Annotated in this window: 18 protein-coding genes; 10 read left to right on the forward strand and 8 right to left on the reverse strand. The window is 72.6% G+C overall.

The window, feature by feature from the left end; translation table 11 throughout:
• Positions 1 to 77 precede the first annotated feature (77 nt).
• Positions 78 to 827 carry a M15 family metallopeptidase gene (locus AHOG_RS08600; RefSeq protein WP_245856649.1) on the reverse strand — a complete coding sequence of 250 codons (750 nt, stop codon included), beginning with the start codon at positions 825 to 827 and terminating at the stop codon, positions 78 to 80.
• A 300-nt stretch (positions 828 to 1,127) separates the two neighbouring features.
• Between AHOG_RS08600 and AHOG_RS08605 the strand changes: the two genes are divergently transcribed.
• From AHOG_RS08605 to AHOG_RS08615, 3 genes are all read left to right on the forward strand, one after another.
• Complete coding sequence (locus AHOG_RS08605) at positions 1,128 to 2,162, forward strand: S1 family peptidase (protein WP_093940873.1); 1,035 nt, start codon at positions 1,128 to 1,130, stop codon at positions 2,160 to 2,162.
• A 136-nt stretch (positions 2,163 to 2,298) separates the two neighbouring features.
• Positions 2,299 to 3,138 (forward strand): S1 family peptidase, encoded by an 840-nt coding sequence (locus AHOG_RS08610; protein WP_093940874.1) that lies wholly within the window; start codon positions 2,299 to 2,301, stop codon positions 3,136 to 3,138.
• A gap of 30 nt (positions 3,139 to 3,168) precedes the next feature.
• Complete coding sequence (locus AHOG_RS08615; protein WP_245856650.1) at positions 3,169 to 3,666, forward strand: GNAT family N-acetyltransferase; 498 nt, start codon at positions 3,169 to 3,171, stop codon at positions 3,664 to 3,666.
• Between the two features lie 57 nt (positions 3,667 to 3,723).
• Here AHOG_RS08615 and AHOG_RS08620 read toward each other — a convergent pair whose 3' ends face one another.
• Positions 3,724 to 4,899 carry an 8-amino-7-oxononanoate synthase gene (locus tag AHOG_RS08620; RefSeq protein ID WP_245856651.1) on the reverse strand — a complete coding sequence of 392 codons (1,176 nt, stop codon included), beginning with the start codon at positions 4,897 to 4,899 and terminating at the stop codon, positions 3,724 to 3,726.
• A 645-nt stretch (positions 4,900 to 5,544) separates the two neighbouring features.
• Between AHOG_RS08620 and AHOG_RS08625 the strand changes: the two genes are divergently transcribed.
• The 3 genes from AHOG_RS08625 to cobA all read left to right on the forward strand — a co-directional run bounded on the left by AHOG_RS08625 (position 5,545) and on the right by cobA (position 10,831).
• The gene (locus tag AHOG_RS08625) at positions 5,545 to 6,939 is read left to right on the forward strand and encodes a cytochrome P450 (protein ID WP_157736719.1); all 1,395 of its coding nucleotides are present in this window, start codon (positions 5,545 to 5,547) and stop codon (positions 6,937 to 6,939) included.
• A gap of 202 nt (positions 6,940 to 7,141) precedes the next feature.
• The gene (locus AHOG_RS08630) at positions 7,142 to 8,533 is read left to right on the forward strand and encodes a cobalt-precorrin-4/precorrin-4 C(11)-methyltransferase (protein ID WP_093940877.1); all 1,392 of its coding nucleotides are present in this window, start codon (positions 7,142 to 7,144) and stop codon (positions 8,531 to 8,533) included.
• Positions 8,534 to 9,547: 1,014 nt separating this feature from the next.
• Positions 9,548 to 10,831: a uroporphyrinogen-III C-methyltransferase gene (gene cobA / locus AHOG_RS08635; RefSeq protein WP_093940878.1), complete on the forward strand. Its 1,284-nt coding sequence runs from the start codon at positions 9,548 to 9,550 to the stop codon at positions 10,829 to 10,831.
• Positions 10,832 to 11,432: 601 nt separating this feature from the next.
• Here the strand turns inward: cobA and AHOG_RS08640 are convergent.
• From AHOG_RS08640 to AHOG_RS08650, 3 genes are all read right to left on the reverse strand, one after another.
• On the reverse strand, positions 11,433 to 12,953 hold the full coding sequence (locus AHOG_RS08640; protein ID WP_093940879.1) for a DEAD/DEAH box helicase: 1,521 nt from the start codon (positions 12,951 to 12,953) through the stop codon (positions 11,433 to 11,435).
• Positions 12,954 to 13,256: 303 nt separating this feature from the next.
• Positions 13,257 to 14,459, reverse strand: a complete 1,203-nt coding sequence (locus tag AHOG_RS08645) for a serine protein kinase RIO (RefSeq protein ID WP_093940880.1) — start codon at positions 14,457 to 14,459, stop codon at positions 13,257 to 13,259.
• 562 nt (positions 14,460 to 15,021) lie between these two features.
• Positions 15,022 to 15,786, reverse strand: coding sequence for a YaaA family protein (locus AHOG_RS08650; RefSeq protein WP_093944291.1), 765 nt, complete (start codon positions 15,784 to 15,786; stop codon positions 15,022 to 15,024).
• Positions 15,787 to 16,257: 471 nt separating this feature from the next.
• Here AHOG_RS08650 and AHOG_RS08655 point away from each other — a divergent pair, with 471 nt between their 5' ends.
• On the forward strand, positions 16,258 to 17,208 hold the full coding sequence (locus AHOG_RS08655) for a phosphotransferase family protein (protein ID WP_245856652.1): 951 nt from the start codon (positions 16,258 to 16,260) through the stop codon (positions 17,206 to 17,208).
• A gap of 340 nt (positions 17,209 to 17,548) precedes the next feature.
• The gene (locus AHOG_RS08660; RefSeq protein WP_093940881.1) at positions 17,549 to 19,297 is read left to right on the forward strand and encodes a proline--tRNA ligase; all 1,749 of its coding nucleotides are present in this window, start codon (positions 17,549 to 17,551) and stop codon (positions 19,295 to 19,297) included.
• Between the two features lie 187 nt (positions 19,298 to 19,484).
• Here the strand turns inward: AHOG_RS08660 and AHOG_RS08665 are convergent, their stop codons facing one another.
• Positions 19,485 to 20,408, reverse strand: a complete 924-nt coding sequence (locus AHOG_RS08665; protein WP_093940882.1) for a DUF8017 domain-containing protein — start codon at positions 20,406 to 20,408, stop codon at positions 19,485 to 19,487.
• 322 nt (positions 20,409 to 20,730) lie between these two features.
• The gene (locus AHOG_RS08670) at positions 20,731 to 20,916 is read right to left on the reverse strand and encodes a hypothetical protein (RefSeq protein WP_157736720.1); all 186 of its coding nucleotides are present in this window, start codon (positions 20,914 to 20,916) and stop codon (positions 20,731 to 20,733) included.
• Positions 20,917 to 21,190: 274 nt separating this feature from the next.
• Here AHOG_RS08670 and AHOG_RS08675 point away from each other — a divergent pair, with 274 nt between their 5' ends.
• On the forward strand, positions 21,191 to 22,216 hold the full coding sequence (locus AHOG_RS08675) for an LLM class flavin-dependent oxidoreductase (RefSeq protein WP_093940884.1): 1,026 nt from the start codon (positions 21,191 to 21,193) through the stop codon (positions 22,214 to 22,216).
• Here the strand turns inward: AHOG_RS08675 and AHOG_RS08680 are convergent.
• Positions 22,197 to 22,607, reverse strand: coding sequence for a YjbQ family protein (locus tag AHOG_RS08680; protein WP_093940885.1), 411 nt, complete (start codon positions 22,605 to 22,607; stop codon positions 22,197 to 22,199). The genes AHOG_RS08675 and AHOG_RS08680 overlap by 20 nt on opposite strands.
• A gap of 430 nt (positions 22,608 to 23,037) precedes the next feature.
• Between AHOG_RS08680 and AHOG_RS08685 the strand changes: the two genes are divergently transcribed.
• Positions 23,038 to 24,069, forward strand: coding sequence for an aminotransferase class V-fold PLP-dependent enzyme (locus AHOG_RS08685; protein ID WP_184450926.1), 1,032 nt, complete (start codon positions 23,038 to 23,040; stop codon positions 24,067 to 24,069).
• Positions 24,070 to 24,100: the final 31 nt, after the last annotated feature.

The following is a 24,100-nucleotide window of genomic DNA, read 5'->3' on the forward strand; positions in this document are numbered from 1 at the left end:
CAGTGACAAGGTCAAGGCGAGCGGCCGGCATCGTGATCGGGATCACCCGTCGCCGAGTCCCGGCGATCCCTGCGGCCTCAGCCACCGGTGGCCGAGAAGTGCATCAGGTCCAGGGGCGAACTCCAGCGCCCGCCCCAGGCCCAGCCGACCTCGTCGAAGGCCGTCGTCACCACGTCGCCCTCCAGGATCATCCCGGCCCGCACCCGGCTGCGGTCGACGTAGGCCGAGGCCAGTTCGGGCAGGACGACCCCGTCGGAGCGCACGTACGGATTCACGAACGGATTGACGTCCACCGCGAGACCCGACGCGTGTGCCGACCAGGCGCCGGAGCCGACGGCGGCGCGACACACGAAGGCCGAGGTGTTGTTGCCGTCCCCGGTCGGTGCCGTGTCCAACTCCCAGGCGGCGGTCACCCGCATCTCCTCAAGCGGGAAGCGGTCGGCGTGCAGCCTGCCGAAGACCGCGACCACCGACTCGGCCACGTCGGCGTGCACGATCATCTCCCCGGTGTGGTGCCCGCCGTCGAAACCCCAGAACGACATCGTCAGATACCGCAGTTCGGCTGCGTCGACCGGGCAGCCCGCGTGCCAGGTGCTGCGCGCGAGTACCTCCTCCGGAACCGCCGCCACGGTGGCCGCGTAATCGTCGTTCGGCGGCACGGGCAGCAGATCGGGCGTCGGCAGACTCCGGTCGATGAGTTCCGGGGGCGTGGGCAGGATCTCGCCGAGGCCGTCGGACCGGGTCGGAAGCGGCGCGGCGCCGACCTGCCACCGGACGGGGGCGGGGTCGGTCGATACGGGAGCGGGCGCGTCGGTCGGCTCGGTCACGGTCGCGGACGCTGCTTCGTCCGCCGGGCCGTCCGACGCGGACGCCGCGGCGGATCCGCCCGGGACGGGATTCAGCGGTGCGACTGCGTCGGCGCTCGGCGGCGGTCGCAGTGAGCAGGCAGCCGACATCGCCACCGCCGCCACCGCGATCGCCAGCGCGGCCGTCACCCGGTGGAGGGATTCTTCGAGGGCCATCGCTCCAGCGTGGCACGAGTGTCCGGTGTGACGCGGGAGCCGTCGAGTTGTTGGTGCGATGGTTCCGTGTTGCGCTGCGTGGACGTCGATCGGAGCGGAGGAGCGATGTCCACAGTGCTCGATGCGGTCGGCAGGCGGCTCACCGTCGTGATCTCGGTTCTCCTGATGACGGGATCCATCGCGACACCGGTGCCGGGACTCGACGTCACGTCGGCGGCGGGCGGCGGCGATCGGCCGGTCACCGCCGAGGGCGGTGCAGGCGCCGAGATCGCGAACGCCGGCTCGACGGGCGGCACCGCCGCGCGGCCGGCCCTGGAGACCGACGCCGCCGAGCATCCGTGGGCCGTCCTGCTGACCACCGCGAACGGGGTGCCCTTCTGCGCGGGAACCCTGGTCGCCCGGACGAGCGTGCTCACCGCCGCCGCGTGTGTCTGGGGCGCCGACCCCGAACGGCTGCGCGTCGTGACCACCGGCGGAGCCCCCCCGGACGTCGCCGAGCAGGGCGTGCGTGCTGCCGAGGTGTGGACACATCCCGAGCATGTCACCGAGGTGTGGACACATCCCGAGCATGTCCCGGAGTCCCCGGAGCACGACATCGCCGTGGTCACCCTCGCCGAGCCGATCGACGGGACCGTCCTCCGGCTCGGCGGGACCGACGACGCCGCCCTGTACGAGCCCGGCAGGAGCGTCCGCCTGATCATCGACGGGGAGTCGCGGCAGGGTGCGCTGCGCATCGAGGCCGCCGACGCCTGCACGGCGGTCTATGACTTCTACGACCCGGCGTGGATGCTCTGTGCCGCCGCGGACTCCGCGGACGCCGATCCCTGCCTCAGCGAGATCGGCGGGCCGCTCTTCGCGTCGGACGGCGACTCCGAGGTGCTGGTCGGTCTGCTTCCCTCGGGCCCGGGCTGCGGTGCGGCAGGCATGCCCGGCGCCTTCCCGAACGTCGCCGCGTACGCCGACCTGCTCGCCGAGGAGATCCACTCGGCCGAACCGCGGGCGCCCGTCCCGACTCCCGCCGAGCAGGCGATCGAGCCCGACGGAGCCGACTCGGCTGTCGCGGGCGGCAGGCCCGCCGCCGCCGATCCCGGCGCCGCCCCCATCCCGACGGACCCGTTCGAGGCGGGCCCGGTCGGCTGATCCCGCGGGCCCCACCGCCCGAGTGCCTGCCCGGCCGCGGCCGGGACGCCCCGGAGATCGCCCGGCCGAACGATTCCACAACGCGACTGATCGGATACGGTGAGTGTTCGCGTCGATTACCCTGAAGGGAGCAGCCTTGCTGCGTCGAGTGGAGCAGTCGAAACGAGTCGGCCGCCGGATCCGAGTCGCCCTGACGGCGCTGCTGCTGCCACTGGTGGTCGGCTCCGCCGCCTCGGTGGACAGCCCGGAGAACGGGTCGGTCGCCGAGAGCCGCATCGTCGGGGGAGTCCCCGCCTCCACCGCCGATCACCCGTGGATGGCGGCCCTCACCACGCCGAACGGCGATCTGTACTGCGGCGGGGCGCTGGTGGCCCCCGACAAGGTCGTCACCGCCGCCCATTGCCTGGTGCTCCCCTCCGAACAGGGCGTGCGGGTGAAGTCGAGGACCGACGTGCGCGTCGTGGTCGGACGCACCGACCTCCGCACGACCGAAGGCGTTCAGGCCGGGGTGCGGAGCATCTGGGTGCACCCGCGGTACTCGTCCTTCGTCGAGGGCGAGGACGTGGCGGTGATCACCCTGGATCGCAGGATCGACGCGCCGACCGCGACGCTCGTGGGGCACGGCGACGAGCGGCTGTACTCGCCGGGGACGCCCGCCACCACCATGGGCTGGGGACGTACGAGTGAGAACGGCGCGACCTCGGCGACACTGCGCTCACTCGACCTTCCGATGATCGCCGACGCCGACTGCGCCCGGTCCTACCCGGAGTACGACCCCGCCGCGATGGTCTGTGCGGGTTATCTGGAGGGGGGTCGAGACGCCTGTGCGGGCGACTCCGGCGGTCCGCTGATCGTCGAGGGACGAGTGGTGGGTCTCGTGTCCTGGGGCGACGGCTGCGCGCGGGAGGGCAGCCCCGGCGTCTACACCCGGCTCCTCGAATACCGCTCCCTGCTCGCGCACCAGACCGGGGTCTGATCGGTGCGGACGCTCTGTTAGACAGGCGGGGTGCGTGCCTACCCCACCGACCAGGACCAGGGCCGATCGAGTGACGGCGTGGTCGTGCATCGTGCCGCGGGCGACGAGCTCCCGGCGGCGACGCTGTACCGGCTGCTGCGGCTTCGAACGGACGTGTTCGTCGTCGAGCAGGAATGCGCCTATCCCGAGCTCGACGGGCGTGATCTGCTGCCGGGCACCCGGCACGTCTGGCTGACCGACGCGGACTCCGCCGAGCCGCTGGCGGTCCTGCGGCTGCTGACCGAACCGGCCGGGGTCGTCCGGATCGGCCGGGTCTGCACGGACCCGGCCGCACGGGGACGAGGCCTGGGGCGCACGTTGATGACGGCGGCGCTCGCGGAGATCGGTACGGCGCCGTCGGTGCTGGCCGCGCAGGTCGCCGTCGTCGAGTTCTACCGGGCGTTCGGTTATCGGGAGTCGGGGGAGCCCTTCGACGAGGACGGCATTCCGCATCAGACGATGACGCGGCCGGGAGCGGTCGGCGGCTGATCGCGCACCCGCGTGCGACGTGGTTCATGCCGTCGCCGGAGTCGCGGTCGGGCGTGCTCAGGTCGCGATCGGCCGCGCCGCCCGGGCGGGCGCGGCCGCGACCAGGACCGCCGCGACTCGGTCCAGCTCCCGTGCGGTGAGGTCGCTGCGGGCGGTGAGCCGGAGCCGGGAGACGTGGTCGGGCACCGACGGCGGTCGGAAACAGCCGACCGCCACCCCCGCCTCGGCGCAGCGGGCCGCCCAGCCGACGGCCTCGGCGGCCGAGGGCGCTCGGACGGACACCACGGCCCCGGCGGGTTCGGCGGCGTCCAGCCCCGCCGCCCGCAGCCGTTCGGCCAGCGACCGTGCCGAGGCACGGACCCGGTCGGCGAGTTCCGGCTCGCGGCGCAGCACGGCGAGGGCCTCGGCCGCGGCCCCCACCGAGGCGGGTGCCAACCCGGTGTCGAAGATGAAGCTGCGTGCCGTCTCGACGAGATGGCGGACTACGCGGGCGGGCCCGAGCACCACTCCGCCCTGCGAGCCCAACGACTTGGAGAGCGTGGCGGTGACCACCACGTCCGGTCTGCCCGCGATGCCCGCCGCCGCCGGACCACCCCGCCCGCCCGGCCCCAGGACACCGAGACCGTGCGCGTCGTCGATCACCAGACCCGCCGCGTGCTCGCGACACACGGCGGCGAGCTCGGCCAGCGGGGCGAGGTCGCCGTCGACCGAGAACACCGAGTCGGTGACCACCAGGGCCCTGCGCCGCGACCGGTCCCGCAGCGCGGCGGCCACCGCCGTGACGTCACGATGTGCGACCCGCAGCCGGTCCGATCGGGACAGTCGGAGCCCGTCGATCAGCGAGGCGTGGTCGTACTCGTCGGCGACCATCAGCGTGCCGGGGCCGCCGAGCGCGCTCAGCGTCCCGAGATTCGCCAGATAGCCGGAGGAGAACACCAGCGCGCTCTCGACCCCGCAGAAGTCGGCGAGATCTCGTTCCAGCTCCGCGTGGGCGTCGACGGTACCCGTCACCAGGCGCGATCCGGTCGATCCGGCGCCCCAGCGTCGCGCCGCCGCCTCGGCCGCCGCCACGACACGAGGGTCGCGAGCAAGGCCGAGGTAATCGTTCCCGGCGAGGTCGAGCACCTCGGGATCGGCGGATCTGGGCACGAGCCTGCGGCGGAGTCCGGCCTTCTCTCTGGCGCCCGCCCGGACGTCCAACCAGTCGAACACCTGAGCACCAGGATCGTCCACGCGCGGCAGTGTCGCATGACGTGCTCGCCGGCCGGGCGCAGCAGGCCGGGGGTGCGATCGGTCGGGGCGCCGGGACCGGACGGGGCGTCGGCTCACCGGTTTCGTACCCCGGCGGACGCCCCGATGCCCGGACTGATCGGGCATCCGGCGAGGGCGGACGTCACAAGATGCCCGGTGCGGCCGGAAGCCGCGGCTCTCCCCGCCACGGCGACGCCCGGCGCGACGAAGGAGGCCGCGCCGCCGTCGGCGCGGGTCTCTCCGGGTCGGCGGACGGCGGGGCTCGGCGAGCCGCGGGGACGACGGGCGGCCGGGGAGCCGACTCGCAGACCGCTCGACGCCCTCCGGCGCGACAGACCCCGCTTCGCGACGTCGCCCGCGGCGCCGGACGGATCTCGTCGGCGGAGGACCCCGACCACGGCGCGATGCCGTACGACGTGCCCTCGAACCGCTCGGAACGGCATGGTCTCGGTTCGCGGGGCGCGAGCGGAACGACACCGTACGGCGCGGCGGGACCCCGGGGGATCGTGGCGCGGCTGGCACGCCGAGGCGGCCGAGCACATGCACGCGGCGTCGTCGGCCTCGGGCTCCCCTGGAGACATCGCCATAGGCATGGGAGATCGCCCGTTCGCGCCGTACCGTCGGCTGGTGGTCGATGACGCGATGCTCTGGGCGGCCGACGGCACCGCCCCGTCCACCGATCCGGGGGACTTGTTTCCCCGACTGTGGGACCCCCCGTCCGTCGATGCCGCGACGCCCTCGGTCTGGTACTCCGAGGAGACAGACCTCTGGCTGGTGCGGCGGGCGGCCGACATCCGCCGCGTCCTCGCCGACGTCGACACCTTCCGGCCGGACAATGCGCTCGACGCCTTCACCCCGCTGTCGGTGCCGGCGCTGCGGACGCTGGCCCGCGCGGGATTCAGCCTGCCGCCGACGTTGGCCAACAACGGCACCGAGACACACGCCGGGCTTCGTGGCGTGGTCGCGTCCTTCGTGACGCCACGGCGGGTCGAGGCGGCCGTTCCGACGATCCGCCGACTCGTGCGGTCCTGGCTGGACGACGCCGTCCCCGACCTGCGGGGCGGCGCCGTGCTGGACCTCGCCGTCCCGCTGGCCCGCGACCTGCCTGCCCGGGTGCTGCTGCACCTGTTGCGCGTCGAGGGAGTCGACCTGGCCGTGCTCAAGGCGTGGAGCAGCGCCTCACTGGAGTTGTTCTGGGGGGTGCCGGACGAGCGGCGGCAGCGTGATCTCGCCGTCCTGGCGGGCGACTTCCACCGCTGGCTGCGCGGTCGGCTGGCGGCGGCGGACCCGAGCGGCTCGGACCTCTTCGCCGCGCTGCGCAGGCATCGACTGCCGGACGGATCGCCGCTGTCGACCCCGGCGGCGGTGGGCGTCTGCTACTTCCTCTTCATCGCGGGACAGGAGACCACGACTCAGCTTCTCGCCGGTCTCCTGCACCGGATGCTCGGCGAACCGAGGCGCTGGGGCGAGATCGCGGCCGGGGCTCCGGGGGCGGCGGAAGCCTGTGTCGAGGAGTTCCTGCGCCTCGCCCCGCCGGTGCCGACCTGGCGGCGGATCACCGCCGCGCCGACCGTCATCGACGGCGTCACCGTGCCCGCGGGCGCCCGACTGCTCCTGTTGCTCGGCGCGGCGGGCACGGACGGCGCGACGTCGCCGCACGCGGGCTGCCCCGTCCCGTCGACAGTCCTCGAGGGACGGCCGCTCGGTTCAGCCGGCGGGGTCGCCGCACCGCCTGCGGACGAGACCGGACGTCGGGGTCCCGTTCTCCGCGTGGAACCCGCCGGCCCGGGCGAGTTCCATCCCGGCAGGCCGAACCCCCGTCGCCATCTGGCGTTCGGCCACGGCCCGCACTTCTGTCTCGGCGCCAACCTGGCCCGCACGGAGGCCGCCGTCGTCCTGCGGACCGTGGCGTCGGCCCTGCCCCGCCTGCGCCGCGTCGAGGACGATCCGCCCCAGCTGCGGCTGCTGTCCTTCCGGGCCCCCCGGCGGGTCCTCGTCACCGAGGCTCCGCCGAAGGGGTGACCCTTCGTGTCGATCACGATGAGAGGGGCGACGGCGGCGATCGACGGCCGACCGGGGAACGGTACGGTCGTGGCCTACGGTGCGGCGCACCGCGTGCCGAGGCGGCGACGAGTTCCACGGCGCTTCGGCGACGCACGGCGTCGCGACGTCCTCAGCCATCCACCAGTCTCGTGCTCCCGTCGACGCGGGGGAGGGGAGCAGCATGACCAGCGGCCGCGTCTCGTTCATCGGTGCCGGTCCGGGTTCGGCCGATCTCATCACGGTGCGCGGCGCCCGCCGCATCGCCGAGGCCGAGGTCGTGGTGTGGGCGTCCGGTTCGATCTCGCCGGACTGCGTCCGTGAGCACGCGGGCGACCAGGCCCAGCTCGTGGACTCTTCGCGGGTTCCCGACGAGGCCGTGGTGGAGATCTACCGGCGGGCCGCCGCGGAGCGGCTTCGGGTGGTGCGCCTGCTGCCCGGCGATCCCGCCCTGTGGAGCGGCGTGCAGGCGCATCACGACGTGTGCAGGCGATTCGGGCTCGACGTCGAGATGGTGCCCGGCGTGTCCACCGTGTCGGCGGCGGCCTCGGCGGCGGGCCGGGAGCTGACGCCCGACGGCGCCCATTCGGTGGTGCTGGCCAGGGCCGACGGCGGCAAGACTCCGTTGCCGCAGGGCGACGACCTACGGCAGTTCGTCGCGGGTGGGGCGACGATCGCGATGTACCTGGCGGGAGCGCGGGCCGGGGAACTGGTCGAGCAGCTCGTCGCGGGAGGCTTCACCGCGACGACTCCGGTGATCGTCGGTCACAAGCCGTCGTGGCCGGACGAACAGCTCCTGCGCACCTCGCTCGGCGAGCTGGCCGCGACCGTCAAGCAGCACCGGTTGTGGAGCAACACCCTCTTTCTGATCGGCGAGTCGCTCGCCGAGAGCGGCCCGCGCGGCCGAGGCACGGGCCGGAGCACGCACTCTTACCGCAGGCCGGTCGGGACGACGGAGTCCGCCCGCCGGAGCACCGGTGCCTCGAGCAGCGAGACTCGGGAGCCGGGGCGCGGCGCCGCGGGCTCGTCGACCACCGGGAACGACGTGTCGTTCGGGCCGAGGGCGTCGGAGGGCGAACGCGGTGCCGAGGCCACGGCGGCCTGGTGGGCGGTGCGGGACTGGCAGGAGACGGCGCGAGGCGGGGCTCGCGCAGGCGGGCGCGGCGGCGCGAGCAGGCCGCGCCGCTCGGCCGACGAGGACGGCGTCGGTGCCGCGTCCACCGATCCGCTGCCGATGCCGCGGGCGACGACGTCCGACGAGCCGACGGAGCCGGTCGCCGGCGACGAGGTGGCACCGCGGAAGGACGCCAGGGCACGGGCGGCGGCGGGGGCGACGATTCCCGCCCAGCCGGACGCCGTCCATCCAGAAGAGGGCCGGTCGAAGCCTGCCGTCGTGGGCCAGAAGGTGAGTGCGCAGCGTACTTCGACGAAGTCGGTCAGCGCGAAGGTCGACTCGGCCGGCCGTACCAAGGCCAAGTCCTCGGGCAAGGGCGCGGGCGCCGAGCCGGACCCGGACCCCGGGAACAGGCGCGGCGCCGGACGCAAGTCCGCACAGGGGCGCGGCCGCCGCTCGTGATCCGGAGAGCGGCTCGGACATCGGCGCGCGCTGTGCCGTTCCGGCCGCGCTGTGGTTCGGGTCGGGCCGGCCCTTCGGGGCGCGTCGTCGTCGGTGTGCCGCCCGGCTGACGTCGTCCCGCGCCGCGATGGGCCTCGGTGCGACCCCGCGGGTCGTGCGGTGCCGGGTGGAGCGACGCGACCGCGGGCAGGGCCACGGCGCTGCAGGCCGGACGCATCGGATCGTGGCCGAAGCCCTGGACGGCAGGCGGAAAGCGTTCGAGGGGCGACGGACCGAGGATCTCGACGAGCCGTTCGGCGTTCGGCGACGGAATCGCTCAGAGCCAGAGCAGGCTGATCGCCGAACACGACGTCTCCGCCGTGGTGCCTTCGGTTCCTGGTACGGGACTATGGCGCGATCGTCTCGGCATCGGGAGGCGCTCCATCACCGGGCCGCCGTCCACCGGGCCCGCGTAGACACCCGGGACACGGTCTTCCGCCATACCACCCGGGGTGCGAACGGACTCTCGATGCCGATCGACGCTGCCGCGCCGAGTCGCGGACACGACCCCGTGCGCTCACCGTGCCCGGCTCGGGCTGACCGGCCTGCGACCTGTCCCTTCGGCTCCGCGGCCGTCACCGGCGAACGCCGTCCTGGCCGCTCGGTCAACGGGCCGGATCAGCGGCGTCGTCCGAGATTCCGGTTCCGCGTGCGCGACGTGGGGGAATGGGTCGGCGACGTTCGGCGCGTGAGGCGACCGGCCGGTGAATCCGCCGCGGTCGCCGCCTGCCGCCGCTCCCTGCCGAGGCCGCGGCCGAGGGGACGGGCGGGCCGGGCGGCGACCGGCGGACACCGCGGCGGCGTCATCACGGCGGCGGAGTGGACAGGGCCGTTGACGAGCCTCCGCGGCGAGTCCCGGCTCCTCTCCTCGAAGTCCGACGCTGCGTTCCCGGTGTCCGCCCGCGCGGTCGACGTGATCTGTGTCGCGGCCTGTTCACTAGGACACCGGCTCGCCGGCGGGCATCCTTGTGCAGCATGCGAGCCGAACGACACGACGGGTCCACCGATCCCTACCTCACCGGACTGCTGCTGACCGGTCGACGGGTCGTGGTGGTGGGAGCGGGGACCGTTGCCCAGCGACGGCTGCCGAGACTGGTCGGCTCCGGTGCGATCGTCGAGGTCATCGCACCGCAGGCCACGCCGGCGGTGGAGGCGATGGCGGATGCGGGCGAGATCACCTGGACCCGGCGGCCGTACCGGGGCGGCGATCTCGGTGAAGCCTGGTTCGCCGTGGCCTGCACCTCGGAGCCGTCGGTCAACGCCGAGGTCGCCGCCGAGGCCGCGGTGAGCCGGGTGTTCTGCGTTCGCGCCGATCAGGCGGCGGGCGGCAGCGCGGTGACCCCGGCGGTCGGCGACCACGCGGGCCTGCGCGTCGGTGTCCTGGCGGGCGGGCGACCCCGCCGCTCGGCTGCTGTGCGGGACGCGGTGTTGGCCGCTTTGAGTTCCGGGGCGGTCGACGATCAGGACGAGACCGTCGGGCAGCACGCCGCGGGCGTGGCGCTCATCGGCGGCGGTCCCGGTGACCCCGATCTGATCACCGTCCGCGGCAGGCGCCTGCTGGCCCGCGCCGATGTCGTGGTCACCGATCACCTGGCGCCGCGTGAACTGCTGGAGGAGCTGGCCCCGGACGTCGAGGTGATCGACGCCTCCAAGATCCCCTATGGGCGAGCCGCCAATCAGGAGATCATCAACGCGACGCTGATCGAGCGCGCCAGGGCAGGCCGGTTCGTGGTCCGCCTCAAGGGCGGCGACCCCTTCGTCTTCGGGAGGGGATTCGAGGAGGTGCTGGCCTGTACCGAGGCGGGCGTCACGGTCACCGTCGTGCCCGGCGTCACGAGCGCCTTCGCCGTGCCCGCGGTCGCCGACGTGCCCGTGACCCATCGGGGCGTCGCGCACGAGGTGGTCGTGGTCTCCGGCCACGTCGCACCGACCGACGAACGGGCGCTGACCGACTGGAGGGCACTGGCCCGACTACGCGGCACCATCGTGCTCCTGATGGGCGTCGAGCGCATCGATCAGTTCGCCTCGGTGCTGATCGAGCACGGCAGGCGGGCCGACACACCGGTCGCGGTGGTGCAGGACGGGACGCTGCGCACCGAGCACGTGCTGCGGTCCACCCTCGCCGCCGTCGCCGGGGACATCGGCGCGGCAGGCGTCCGGCCCCCGGCGGTGATCGTCATCGGGGACGTCGCCGCTCTCGGGCCCGCACCGCGCACCGCGCCCGCGCAGTCGCAGTCGGAGCCGGAATCCTCAAGCTGATCCATCCGGCCGAGTGAGCCGGCGGGCTCCGGCCGCGGCCACGGCAGCGCCCGAACGGAGACGACGACCGCATGGGCCGATGCACCGGGGAGCGGGTCGGTGGCCGGCTCGGCGGCAGCCGCCGATCGCCGTGGCGGGCGGCAGGGGGCGCGGCGATCGTGGCGCCGCCGGTGCGGCGTGCGGCAGACCTCGTGGCGGTCCCGTGCCGGGATACGGCGCATGACGTCGGACCGTAGACGTCACCCCGGAGTCGGTGGAAGCACGGCGTCGGCGGACTCCCGACGGGGCAGCCTGCGGCCGGCTCCTCGGCCGACCTCGTCGCCGGCGAACGGGGATCGAGCCACGGCCGTGGGCATCGGAGCGACCGCCACGGTCAGGGCGGCAGACGATCGACCTGTCGTCCGGGCTGGGAACCGCCGTGGTCGCACGCCGTCGCCTCGCGCCCGGGGATGTCGCACTCGATACGACGCGACCCGATCACCGCAGCGGCGGTCGGCACCGCCATGCGCACGGCCCGCCGGCTCAGTCGTCGGAGGCGGGAGACGACGCGGGGCCGGTCGCAGAAGAGCGACCGGCCCCGCGTCAGGTGACTGCGTATGAATCAGCGCGAGTAGTTCGAGCGGTTCTCCCGCTGACCACGGTCGCGGCGCTCGCCGCCCCGGAAGCCGCCGGAACGAGACCCGCCCGCTCCGCCGCGACCCCGACCGCCGGGCGCACCCGCACGGCGCGGGCGCGGCTGCCGTTCCGGACGCGGCTCGGCCACCGGCTCGCCGCTCGGCGTCCTGGCCCCGGTGAGGGTGGACAGCTCCTCGTCGCCCGGCCGTACCCGCGTGGACTTCGCCCGCACGCCTGCCCGGTTCGTCATCGCTGTGACGCTGCGCCGCTGCTCGTTGAGCACCAGCGTGACCACCACGCCGGACTCGCCGGCACGGGCGGTGCGGCCCGCCCGGTGCAGGTAGTCCTTCGGGTCGGCGGGCGGGTCCACGTGGACGACCAGGCTGACGTCGTCGACGTGAATGCCACGCGCGGCCACGTCGGTCGCCACCAGCACCGGCGTGCTGCCCTCGCGGAACTCGCCGAGCGTGCGAGTCCTGGCGTTCTGCGTCTTGCCGCCGTGCAGAGCGCCTGCCCGGACGCCGACCGACCGAAGCTTCTTGGCGACGCGGTCGGCGGTGTGCTTGGTGCGCACGAACATGATCGTGCGGCCCTCACGGGCACCGATGCCCGCCAGCACGTCCGGCTTGTCGTCGGCCGAGACGAGCAGCAGGTGGTGCTCCATCGTCGTGACGCTCGCCGAAGGCGGCGCGACGGCGTGGACCACCGGGTCGGTGAGGTACTCCCGCACGAGCGTGCCGACCTCGCGGTCCAGCGTCGCGGAGAACAGCAGCCGCTGCCCACCGGGTGCCACCAGGTCCAGGATCGCGCGGACCTGCGGCAGGAACCCCATGTCGGCCATCTGGTCGGCCTCGTCCAGGGTGGCGATCATCACGTCGTCGAGCTGGCAGGTGCCCTGCCGGACGTGGTCGGAGAGCCTGCCGGGCGTCGCGATCAGCAGATCGACGCCGCGCCGCAGCGCGGCGGTCTGCCGAGGGAACGACGTGCCGCCCACCACCGTGGTGGTCCGCAGCCGCAGTGCGTGGGCGAACGGCTCCAGAGCGTCGTGCACCTGCATGGCCAGCTCGCGAGTCGGCACCAGGATCAGGCCGCGGGGGCGCAGTGGCGCCGACTGGCCGTCCTTGAGTCTCGTCAGCATCGGGAGGCCGAAGGCGAGGGTCTTACCGGAGCCGGTCTGACCCCGACCGAGGACGTCGCGCTGTGCGAGGACGTCGGGCAGCGTGGCGGCCTGGATCGGGAAGGGCTCGGTGATGCCCTTCTCGGAGAGCGCACGCACCAGGGCGTCGGGCAGACCCAGCTCCGCGAAGGACGGCAGCGGGCCGGTCGGCAGCGGGGCCGTGGCCTCCAGCGCCGAGTGAAGCAGCGGCGAGACGGCCTGCGCAGGCCTGCTCTCGCGGCGAGGACGTCGCCTGCCGCCGTGACGCGGTCCGTCGCCGCCACGCCCATGCTCATTGGGGTGGCGCGACGAGTGCGCGCGTTCGGAACGGCTTCGGGACGTGGTTGGCACAAGCACCTCCGTGACATGGCACGTCTCGGGGATGCGCCGCGCAGAGTCGAAGCGGGTGCGATCTCAAGGACGAGCCCGGCGCGTCATAGCGCCTTGACTGTAAGTGAATGGATCGACAGCACCGAAGAATCGCCTTGGCGACCGGGCGGCGAAAGGAGTTCGAACCCGATGCGGTGCTCTGTGAGACTACACGGCCGAGCGAGCTGATCATCAGCGGGCGGTGAGCAGACCCCCGTCCGACCTGCGAAACCGGTGGTCCACGACCTGCGAGGTGTGTCGAGGACCACCGGATTCGGGGTCGGATCACCCTGGTGTCGGCATCCCCGCCGCGTCGAGCAGCTCGCGGGTCAGCTCGCCGTGGTCGGCGAGCTCAGTGGGCAGTCCGTGAGCGAGGAACCACGAGGCGGCGTTGGCCACGTCCCTGGCGAGGAATCGCGGGCCCTCCGGATTGGCGACGACGTCGACGAGCTGGGGAAGGTCGATCAGGAACAGCTCGCCCCGATGAACGAGCAGGTTGTAGGCGGAGAGGTCGCCGTGAGCAAGTCCGTGCGAAGCCATCACCCGCAGTGACCCGATCAGCGACTCCCAGAGCGTGACCAGCTCTTCCTCGGTTGGTCGGAGCTGAGCCAGCCTCGGCGCGGCGGTCCCGTCCGGCTCGCCGAGGAACTCGATGAGAAGCTCGGTGCCGACCTGCTGTGCCGGATAGGGCACCGGGACGCCCAGCGCCCACAGCCTGCCCAACGCGGCGAATTCCGCCGTCGCCCATTGCTCCGCGATGAGGTTGCGGCCGAAGTCCGTGCGGCCCTCGATCGCCCGCATCTCTCGGGAGCGCCGCATTCGCCTGCCCTCCAGATAACCGGCGTCTCGATGGAACAGGCGATGCTCCGCCGACCGATAGCGTTTGGCTGCCAACAGGCAGGACTTGCCGGTGGCCGCATCGGATCGCTCGATGAGGTGAACTTCGGCTTCCTTGCCGGTCTTGAGCACCCCGAGTTCTCGATCCGAGGCGGCGGAGGTGGTGACGAGCCAGTCCGGGTGTGGCAGCGGACCTCGAACACCGTCGTCCCACGTGGTCCAGCGGTCGGCGTCCTCGGGCAGGTCGGCTGCGTCGGCGCTCTCCGCACGGAGATCAAGTGCACGTTGTCGAGCCGCCTCGGTCAGCCTGCCACGACGATGGCTGATCCCCACCTCGTCCTGCTCGACGGCCTTGCGCCGCGGCCTGCGCCCGCGTCCGGGCCACGCCTCCTCGACGTCGTCGTAGTCCGCGTACTCGTCGTAGTGCGCGTACCGGTCGTAGACGTTCGCCTCGTCGTCGGACTGCCACAGGCGGTCGGAGTCGATCGGGCCGCCCTCGGCGTCGTGATCCTCGTCGTATTCGTCGTCGCTGTTCGTGCCGTGGTCGCTTATGCCGTGGTCGCTCGTGTAGTGGTCGCCTTCGCCACGGCCATCAGCGCCGTGGACATCTCCGTGACCGTGTTCGTCATCGACGGATTCGGCCGCGGACATCGCAGTCGTCGGCTGCTGCGGAGCACGGTGCCGTGCCGCGATCGAATGAGCTGCGGTGGCGGAAGAGCTCGCGGAGAGAGAAGGAGACTGATGAGACAGGTGCTGCGAAGACATCGCGGAGACTCCGGTGGAGTAGGCGCGCGCTCCTGAATGGACACCGACCGATGCTGCCGTCAAAGCGATCACCGCGACGGGCGAGGAGTCAGTGTAAGGAGGCGCGGGGTGTCTGAATGATGTGGACCGCGTCGAGCGTCGATGAGTTCATCAATCCAGCCACCTCCTTCGCCTGCGGCGCAGAACCACGGGCGGTCGTGCGCGACGGGCGTAAGCGTGGCAGACCCGTGGAAACCGGCACAACCGATTTATTCTTCGCCCCTGCCCGCCCTCGACAGTCCCGCCCGAGGACGACCGGGCCGATCAGACGCCACGTGGACCGACGGCCGAGCCGCGAAGCCCGCCCCGATCACCACACCGTCGCCTGACCGCGGTCCCCTGGCATGCCACCTGACGCGGGCCCCCGATCGAGGACACGACCGTCTCGAACTCGAGGGGACCCGCCGGGTCAGCTCGATCCGACGGGCGCCGCGAGGCGGCTGATCAGGTCGACGGCACCGGGCCCGCGTCGTTCGGCGACGAGTCCCAGCAGCCGCGCCGCCTCGACGACCTCGTCCACACTCGCCGGCTCCTCCTCGATCTGGACCAGTGCGCGAGCCAGCCTGCCCTTGAGATGTTTGTTGGCGTGGCTCACCACCGAGCGCGCCCCGAACTCGTCCTCGGACAGCACCCGGACGGTGACCGCGCCGGGGGCCTCGGCCAGCGCGGCGTAGGCACCGGAGCGCAGATCGACGACCAGGCCGGTCCGCGCGGCGAGGACCGGTCCCGCCACCGGCCGCCACAGGCTCCGCAGCGAGCCGAGTCCCGGTAGCCTGCTGCCCGCCGAGAGCCGATAACCGGGGATCGGGTCCCCGCCGCCCACCAGGCCGAACAGCGCCGAGGAGATCGCGAGTCTGCGGTTCGCCCGTTCCAGGTCGGCCGCCGAGAGTTCAGGGACATCCAGCGCGTCGTAGACCACTCCGGTGTAGCGGGCCAGCGCAGGCAGCGTGCCCGCACCGGCCAGGCCGGCATTGCGGGCGACCTCCGCGCCCTGCCTCGGCGACAACCCCAACACGTCGAGGCTCGCGGGCACGTCCTCGGCGAGCTCGCTCACCGCTCGCACCAGGGTGCGGCGGACATCGGTGAGTTCGGGGAAGGAGAGCGCCTCGAGGTTCAACGGCGGGCCGTCGCCGCCGTGTGCCTTGGTCTCCGAGGGCGGCAGCAGCACGAGCACTCGCGCACCGTACCGACCTGATCCGCCGTACTCGTCCGGGGGCGGCGGCGTTTCTCGTGCGGCGGCGACGAGCACGAGCGGCACCGGTCGATGCGAATCGCCGCAGGACGACTCGGACCGCGCCAGGGGTGCACGCCTCGCCGACCGGGCGTGGCGCGATCCGCGCTCGACCCACGCGAGATCACCCGGATCGCCCGTTCGAGTAAGGCTTGTCGCTTCGTACACTGCGGCTCCGTCGATCCTCGACCGTCCATCTCGTCCCGTCCTGGACCGCGTTCGGCCGCCGGTCCACGTCGAGGCGGGAGCGGACGTGTCGGGCGCGCCGCCCGGCCGTGCCCGCTCGCCGAACGAACCGTCCTCGCCGCCCTTCCCCAGAGCGGCCCGCCTGGTCGCGCGCACCTTCGGCGGGGCGCGGTCACGGCCGGATCGTCGTCGGTCGCGTCGAGCGGTTCGACGCGGCGGAAGGAGACCGTGAACCCGGTGGTGCCCTCTGCTCGCGCCGCCCGACCCGCCTGGCGGGACGTGCCGGAGTCCACCCGTCTCTCGATCCAGGCCAGGCTCACCGCTCCGGTGGTACAGGCCCTCGGACAGGCAGGCGGCTTCACACCGGGGGCGGCCAGCAGGCTGCTGCTCGCCGACGGCCGACGTGTCTTCGTGAAGGCACTGCCTGCGGATCACCCGTCGGCCGCCGCCTATCGGGCCGAGGCGCGTGTCTGTGCGCAGCTGCCGATCGAGGCACCCGCGCCGAGGCTGCTGTTCACCGTGGAGAAGGAGTGGACGGCGCTGGTCTTCGAGGACGTCGACGGTCGGGAACCCAGCCTCCGCCCGGGCTCCCCGGACCTGGCGGCCGTGCTCGTCGCCGTCGGCGGCCTGGCGCGCGGGCTCACTCCGTGTCCGCTGTCCTCGGTGCCCGCCGTCTTGGACGACCTCGGTCCGCTGTTGCAGGGCTGGTCCGCGCTGCGTGTCGACCCGCCTGCGGACCTCGATCCCTGGGCGCGGACTCATCTCGACTCGCTCGTGGCGATGGAGACCGCGTGGCATCCGTGGGCGGACGGTGACACGCTGCTGCACAACGACCTGCGGCCGGACAACATGATCAGGAGACTGGACGGCCGGATCATGGTGGTCGACTGGGCCTCGCCCGCGCGCGGAGCGGCCTGGCTGGACGTCGCGGGGCTGGTGCCCGCCCTGCTGATGGCCGGGCACGAGCCGCGCCATGCCGAGCGGCTCGTCACGACCCGCCCGTCGGTCGCGAGCGTCCCGGCCTGGGCCGTCACCGGCTTCGCCGCCGCGCTGGCAGGACACTGGGAGTGGAGCAGGCGCCTGCCGGAGTCGGACGGCGCGTGCGGCCTGCGTCGTTTCCAGGCCAGGGCCGCGGTCGCCGCCCTCGCCTGGTTCCGACATCGGATGCGCCTGTCCTGAACGGCGTGGGCGGCGGGAGGACACGGGCGGGCCGCCGCCCCGCGTCCGAGGCGGACCCGCCGTGCCGAGCCGGGTCCACCGGGCGCCGATGCCGCGGCCCCACGTCGCCGTCCGGCCGCCACCGAGGACGCCCCCGCCGTGGCCCTTGCGTCGCTTCGGGAGAATCCGACCTCGGGCCGGCGGAGAGCGGGGACCGTCGCGGTCCGGCCGCTGATCGGAGTGATAACCCGATGGGAGTGCCTTCGGGCGCTCGCTAGGCTGCTCGCCAGAAAGGCGATCGGTGAGTGGCCTTCACCACGTCCGACGTCGCATTGCCGCACCAGCCGAGGAGCGAGTCACCGTGATCACCAGGATGTCGTCGTTGTTCCTGCGCACCCTGCGCGAGGACCCGGCGGACGCCGAGGTTCCGAGTCACAAACTGCTGGTGCGTGCAGGCTATGTGCGGCGTGTCGCCCCGGGCGGCTACTCCTGGCTGCCGCTGGGGCTGCGGGTGCTGCGCAACATCGAGCGCATCGTTCGGGAGGAGATGGAGTCCTTCGGGGCGCAGGAGATCCAGTTCCCCGCGCTGCTGCCCAGGGAGCCGTACGAGACGAGCAATCGGTGGACCGAGTACGGGGACACCCTGTTCCGCGTCAAGGACCGCAAGGGGGCCGACTTCCTGCTCGGGCCGACGCACGAGGAGCTGTTCACCCTCACCGTGAAGGGTGAGTACGGCTCCTACAAGGACTTCCCCGTCACCCTGTACCAGATCCAGACGAAGTACCGGGACGAGGAGCGTCCGAGGGCGGGCATCCTGCGTACCAGGGAGTTCCTCATGAAGGACTCCTATTCCTTCGACGTGGACGACGAGGGGCTGGCGAACTCCTACCAGCAGCACCGCGACGCCTACATCAGGATCTTCGACAGGCTGGGGCTGCGCTACGTCATCGTCTCGGCGGTGTCGGGGGCCATGGGCGGCTCGGCGTCCGAGGAGTTCCTCGCCGAGAGCGAGACCGGTGAGGACACCTTCGTCCGGTGCCTGGAGTCCGGCTTCGCCGCCAACGTCGAGGCGATCACCACGCCCGCGCCGGCCGCGCGGCCCTTCGACGACGTGCCCGCGGCCTCGGTCCATCACACGCCGAACACCCCGACGATCGCGACGCTGGTCGATCACCTCAACGCCGCCGATCTGGGACGCGCCTTCACCGCGGCGGACACGTTGAAGAACGTCATGGTCAAGACACGTGCCCCCGGCGCCGAGGAGTGGGAGCTGCTGGGCGTCGGCGTCCCCGGCGACCGCGAGGTGGACTTCAAACGGCTGGAGGCCTCGCTCTACCCCACCGAGGTCGCGCTGTTGGAGGAGTCCGACTTCCAGCGGAATCCCTTCATGGTGAAGGGCTACATCGGGCCGGGCGCGCTGATCGCCAACGGCGTGCGGTACCTCGTCGACCCGAGGGTCGTCACGGGTACGTCCTGGGTCACCGGCGCGGACAAGGCCGATCACCACGTCGTGGACCTCGTCTGCGGACGTGACTTCACTCCGGACGGCACCATCGAGGCAGCCGAGGTCCGGGTCGGCGACCCGTCGCCGGACGGTGCGGGCGAACTGGTGGCGGCGCGGGGTATCGAGATCGGACACATCTTCCAGCTCGGCCGCAAGTTCGCCGACGCCTTCGGCTTGGACGCTCTCGGACCGGACGGCAAGCCCGTCCGCATCACGATGGGCTCCTACGGGGTCGGAGTCTCCCGTCTCGTCGCGGCCGTCGCCGAGCAGTCGCACGATGATCGAGGCCTGATCTGGCCGAGGGCGATCGCCCCCGCCGACGTCCAGCTGGTGATCGCGGGCAAGGACGACGCGATGCGGGCGGCGGCGGAGCGGCTGGCGGCTGAGCTCGACGCGGAGGGCGTGCGGGTGATCCTCGACGACCGTAAGGCGTCTCCGGGCGTGAAGTTCGCCGACGCCGAGCTGATCGGCGTGCCCACCATCCTGGTGGTGGGGCGCGGGCTGGCGCAGGGTGTGGTGGAGGTCAAGGACCGCCGCAGCGGTGAGCGTGCCGACGTCGCGCTCGACTCGGTGGTGTCCAGGATCGTCGAGATCACCCGGTCCTGAGCACGCGGTTCGATCAGAGCAGGGCGCGGTCGGAGTCCTTCGACCGCGCCCTGTCGCGTCACAGGCCGCCGGGGAGGCGGTGGACGGAGCAGAGCGACTCGATCAGCGCGAACGGGCCGTTTCCGGTCGATCGGGACGTCGAATCGAGGCTGCCGATGCGCGAGGCGTGCGGACACGTCTCCCGTGGTCACCCGTTCATCGGCGGGCGGAACGACTCGATGATGAGTCGCATGTCCTCCGGAGAGATCGAGTTGTCCACCCCCTGATCGCCGACGGCGGCCAAGGCGAGCGCACCGTTGCCGTCGGTGGTCGGGATGGTGACGACGTGGATCGACCCTTCGGGCGATCCGCATTCCACCGGGTCGGTGATCGTGGCGGTGGCTCGTACGTACTGCGCGGCCGTGTCGGCGGCCAGCGTGATCGGCTCGGGCTCGCTCACCTCGACCTCCGGCGGGGTCTCCTGCGAGCTGTAGGCGTTCTCCGCCAGCCTGCGCGCGGCGTCGGTGGCGGCGGCGGCCAGGTCGGGATCCCGGAGCAGCGTCACGCCCGCGCTGGCCCGGACGAAGCCGGGAGCGCAGGTGTTGCGCTCCAGAGTGGTGGCGGACTCCAGGGCGACGCCCCCCTGGTTCACATCGCCGTAGGTGATGTCCTGCTCCGACAGCTCCCAGTCCCTCGGCACGTCGTACAGCGCGCCGCGCTCGGTGCGGACGACCTGCCAGCCGAGCACGTGCGGCGGCTCCTCGGGCGGGGCGCTCGTCGCCTGATCCGCGGCGCTCTCCGACGTCGGTGCGGGCGTGTCCTGCGTGGTGGTCTGGTCGGCGACCGGGGTGCTGCCTCGTCCGCCGCCGTTCACCAGCAGGATGATCGTGGTCGTCACGACGGCGACCAGCACGACGCTGAGCCCGCCGATCAGCACGGCGCGGCCCTTGCCGGGTCCGCGCGAGGGCGGCTCGCCGCCGGACGATCCGTAGACGCCGAGACCGCCGTAGGAGCCGCCGTAGCCCGCGCCCGGTCCTTGCGCGGGGAAGGACCCGGACGTCGGATACCCGCCTCCTGAGCCCGGCGCGCCTGAGTCGTCCGGCGACTGTCCGCCGTGAGACCACGAAGTCATGGTCCTTACCGTAACCGGCGATCAGCCGAGCGGAACGCGGTTCCGCGGGTTCGTGCCGTCGATCGCCGTGCCGGTGCCGAAGGCCGGGTGTCCCGATGCCTTCGTCGACGACTTGGTGCGTCGGCGCGCCCTGCTCGGTCGCCTCTGGAGCCCGCCCACGACGACGCGGCCCGTACAGGTTCTACAGACGTCGCGCCCGCGGCGCGATGAGGTCGTCGTGTTCCGACCGCAGCCCGTCCGACGACCCAGCCGCCGGGCCGTCTCCCCGCGGCGCCGTCCCGCAACGCCGCCGGCTCGGTACCGCCACGTCCACAGGCGCACCTCATCGTGTGCGGACGGCCGCCGGTTCGGCGGCGGGTCCCGCGGTGGCCGTCGCATACCACTCGATCGATATCTTGCCGAAATAGAACGTATGTTCGATAGTCGTGTCATGGTCGTCCAGTCGCTCATCGCACTCGTCACCCTGGCCGTGTTCGCCGTGCTCATCGCCTGGCTGCGTCGTCGGCATCGAACGAGGCCGGCGGCCGTCCTCGGCGGTGCTCGGTACGGCCTGCCGCCGCCCCACGGGTCCGGAGTGGTCGGGCGGCCGGGCGCCTGCCCGCACGGTCCACGCCGGGCGTGCGGCGGGTGGGCGCGCGGGTGGCGGTCCGGGCTCAGGCGGGTGGAGCGCCGGTCGGGCGTCGCCGCGGTTCCGGCGGTGCGGTCGGACGGGTGTCCCGTCCCACCATCCCCCTTCGGTTCCAACGGGAAGTTCCGGGCCCTTTCGCGCGTTGGCCAGCCGTGTGACCCTTTCTCGATCCGTCCCGCTCTCCGTGCTGGACCTCGCTCCCGTCGTCGCAGGCTCCACCGCCACCGAGGCCCTGCGGAACACTCTCGACCTGGCCCGACTCGCCGAACGCCTCGGCTATCAGCGCTACTGGGTCGCCGAACACCACAACATGCCGGGGATCGCCAGTTCCGCGCCCGCCGTGCTGATCGGTCAGATCGCGGCGCACACCTCCACGATGCGGATCGGGTCGGGCGGGGTGATGCTGCCGAATCATCCCCCGCTGGTGGTGGCCGAGCAGTTCGGCATGCTGACCGCGATGCACCCGGGACGCATCGATCTGGGCATCGGCCGCGCGCCGGGCACCGATCAGCGGACCGCCGCCGCCCTGCGTCGCACCAGCAACCCGTTGTCCGTGGAGGATTTCCCCAGGCAGCTCGCGGAGCTGATCGACTACTTCGACCCGGCGGGCGGCGATCCGGCCTGGGACGTCACCGCGGTGCCCGCGCCCGGCAACAAGCCGCCGGTGTGGCTGCTCGGCTCCAGCGACTACAGCGCCACCGCCGCTGGGATGATGGGCCTGCCGTTCTCCTTCGCCCACCACTTCAGTGCTCAGAACACCCTGCCAGCGCTCGCTGCCTACCGACGCCACTTCCGGCCCTCTCCGGATCTGGCGAAGCCTTACGCCATGGTGGCCGTCGGCGTGGTGGTGGCCGAGACGGAGGAACAGGCTCGGTGGCTGGCGGGTTCGCAGGCGTTGGCCATGGTGCGGCTTCGCTCGGGCAGGCCGGGGCTGCTGCCCACTCCTGAGGAGGCGGCGGAGTACCCCTACACCGAGGCCGAACTCGCCGTGGTCGAGTCCTGGTCGGCGTCCTACGTGGTGGGCACTCCGGAGTCCGTCACGGCCCAGCTGGACGACCTGCTGGCCAAGACCGACGCCGACGAGTTGATGGTCACCTCGATGATTCACGGGCACGCCGAGCGGCTGCGCTCCTTCGAGCTGCTGGCGGAGATCGGCGGGCTCAGCCCCGCAGGAAGCTGAAGCGGACCCGCCGCACGGGGTTGTCGACGTTGGTGTCCACCAGGCACACCGACTGCCAGGTTCCCAGGGCCATCCGGCCGTCGAACACCGGCACGGTCGCGTGCGGCGGAATCAACGCGGGCAGCACATGGTCGCGTCCGTGTCCGGGAGAGCCGTGCCGATGCCGCCATCGGTCGTCCTTGGGCAGCAGGTCGCGCAGCGCGGCCAGCAGGTCCTCGTCGCTGCCCGCGCCCGTCTCGAGGACGGCCAGGCCTGCGGTTGCGTGCGGCACCCAGAGGTGGAGCAGCCCGTCGGCACGGCCGACGTCGGCCAGGAACCGCTCGCACTCCGCGCTCAGGTCGTAGACGACCTCCACGCCGCCCGTGCGGATCTCGATCTCCTCGCTCAACACGGTCCCCAGGGTAGTCGTGTGGCGGTGACCCGCAGAGTCGTTCGATCGACTCGGGCGACGGATTCGATCGAGTCTCGGCCCCGGTGCCTCCTTCGCTCGCGTTGCGTCGGTAGCTCTGGGTGGTGGTGATCGTGGCGGGCGTGGGTGTCGGGCGTCCCGGCTTCGAGACCGCTGGGGCGCCGAAGCCAGGACGGGCGGCGAGCCGTCGCCGTCGCCGTCTGCCCGGCGCTGAGGGGAGATGAGAACAACGGTCTGTGAGGGTCGAGGGACGGTACGAGACGTCGGGGCGCCAGCTGACTGGGAGAGGCGCTGGGCGAAGGGCCGGATATGTCATGGATTATTCGACAGCGTCGAGTTCTCGTGGGGAGACTTCGCATCGAGGCGGGCCGAACCCTGTTCAGGCGAGGTCCGGCGCCCTAGTCTCGGCCGGGTGCGTGAGGCATTCGGAGAGCAGTTCCAGATTCCCGACGGCTATCTCAACACCGCCGCCACCGGGGTGCCGCCCCTGCGGACCGGCAGGCAGGTCGCCGCCGCCGTCGAGGACTGGTACACCGCCGCGCATCCCAATGCCTCCTTCGATGACGAGGTCGAGACGGCTCGTGCGGCGTTCGCGGCACTCACCGGAACCGACCCCGGTCGGGTGGCGATCGGCTCGGCCGTGTCCCATCTCATCGGCATGATCGCCGCCGCGCTGCCTGCCGGCGCGCGGGTGTTGGCCGTGCGCGACGAGTTCGGCAGCGTCGTGCGGCCGTTCGTCACCCAGGCCGATCGTGGGATCACCGTCACCGAGGTCGACTTCGACGACCTGGCGGCGCACGTCCCGGGGCACGATCTGGTGACCGTGGCGGTCACTCAGTCTCTCGACGGCCGGACCGTGGACCTGGCCGCACTGCGGGCCGCGGCCGAGAGCACGGGTGCTCGGGTGCTGCTCGACGTCAGCCAGGCCGCAGGGTGGCAGCCGCTCTCCCTGGGCTGGGCGGACTGGGTGGTCGGGGTCTCGCACAAGTGGCTGCTGAGTCCCAACGGCGCGTGCTGGCTGGCGTGCTCGGAACGAGGCCTCGCCGAAGTCCGGCCGCACGCCGCGAGCTGGTACGCGGCGGCCGATCGATGGCAGAACCTCTACGGCGCCGGACCCGCACCGGCCGACGGCGCACGCGGGCTGGACACGTCGCCGATCTGGCACGCACACATCGGCGCCGCCGCGTCGCTGACCTGGTTGGCGAGCCTGGATCTCGCCGAGGTTCGCGATCACTGCGTCGGGCTGGCGGACCTGCTGTCGGAGCGGCTCGGGCGGGAGCCCGCCGGTTCGGCCATCGTCGCCATGGACCTGCCGGAAGGCGCGGGCCGGATCGCCGAGGCCGGAGTCGCGGCGTCGGTGCGTGGCGGCCGGGTGCGGCTCTCGTTCCATCTTTACAACACGGAGGACGACGTTCTTCAGGTGGTGCGGGCCCTGGGTCGGTGAATCAGAGGCGTCGTCGCCTGATGAGGTGAAA

It is taken from the genome of Actinoalloteichus hoggarensis, assembly GCF_002234535.1.
GTDB classification, from domain to species: domain Bacteria; phylum Actinomycetota; class Actinomycetes; order Mycobacteriales; family Pseudonocardiaceae; genus Actinoalloteichus_A; species Actinoalloteichus_A hoggarensis.

Bases quoted from the DNA above. Each gene is read 5' to 3' on its own strand.
- AHOG_RS08605 (WP_093940873.1), top strand. From the start codon at position 1,128: ATGTCCACAGTGCTCGATGCGGTCGGCAGGCGGCTCACCGTCGTGATC.
- AHOG_RS08665 (WP_093940882.1), bottom strand. From the start codon at position 20,408: ATGACTTCGTGGTCTCACGGCGGACAGTCGCCGGACGACTCAGGCGCG.
- AHOG_RS08670 (WP_157736720.1), bottom strand. From the start codon at position 20,916: ATGCCGACGACGCAGCCAGGCGATGAGCACGGCGAACACGGCCAGGGT.
- AHOG_RS08630 (WP_093940877.1), top strand. From the start codon at position 7,142: ATGACCAGCGGCCGCGTCTCGTTCATCGGTGCCGGTCCGGGTTCGGCC.
- AHOG_RS08645 (WP_093940880.1), bottom strand. From the start codon at position 14,459: ATGTCCGCGGCCGAATCCGTCGATGACGAACACGGTCACGGAGATGTC.
- cobA (WP_093940878.1), top strand. From the start codon at position 9,548: ATGCGAGCCGAACGACACGACGGGTCCACCGATCCCTACCTCACCGGA.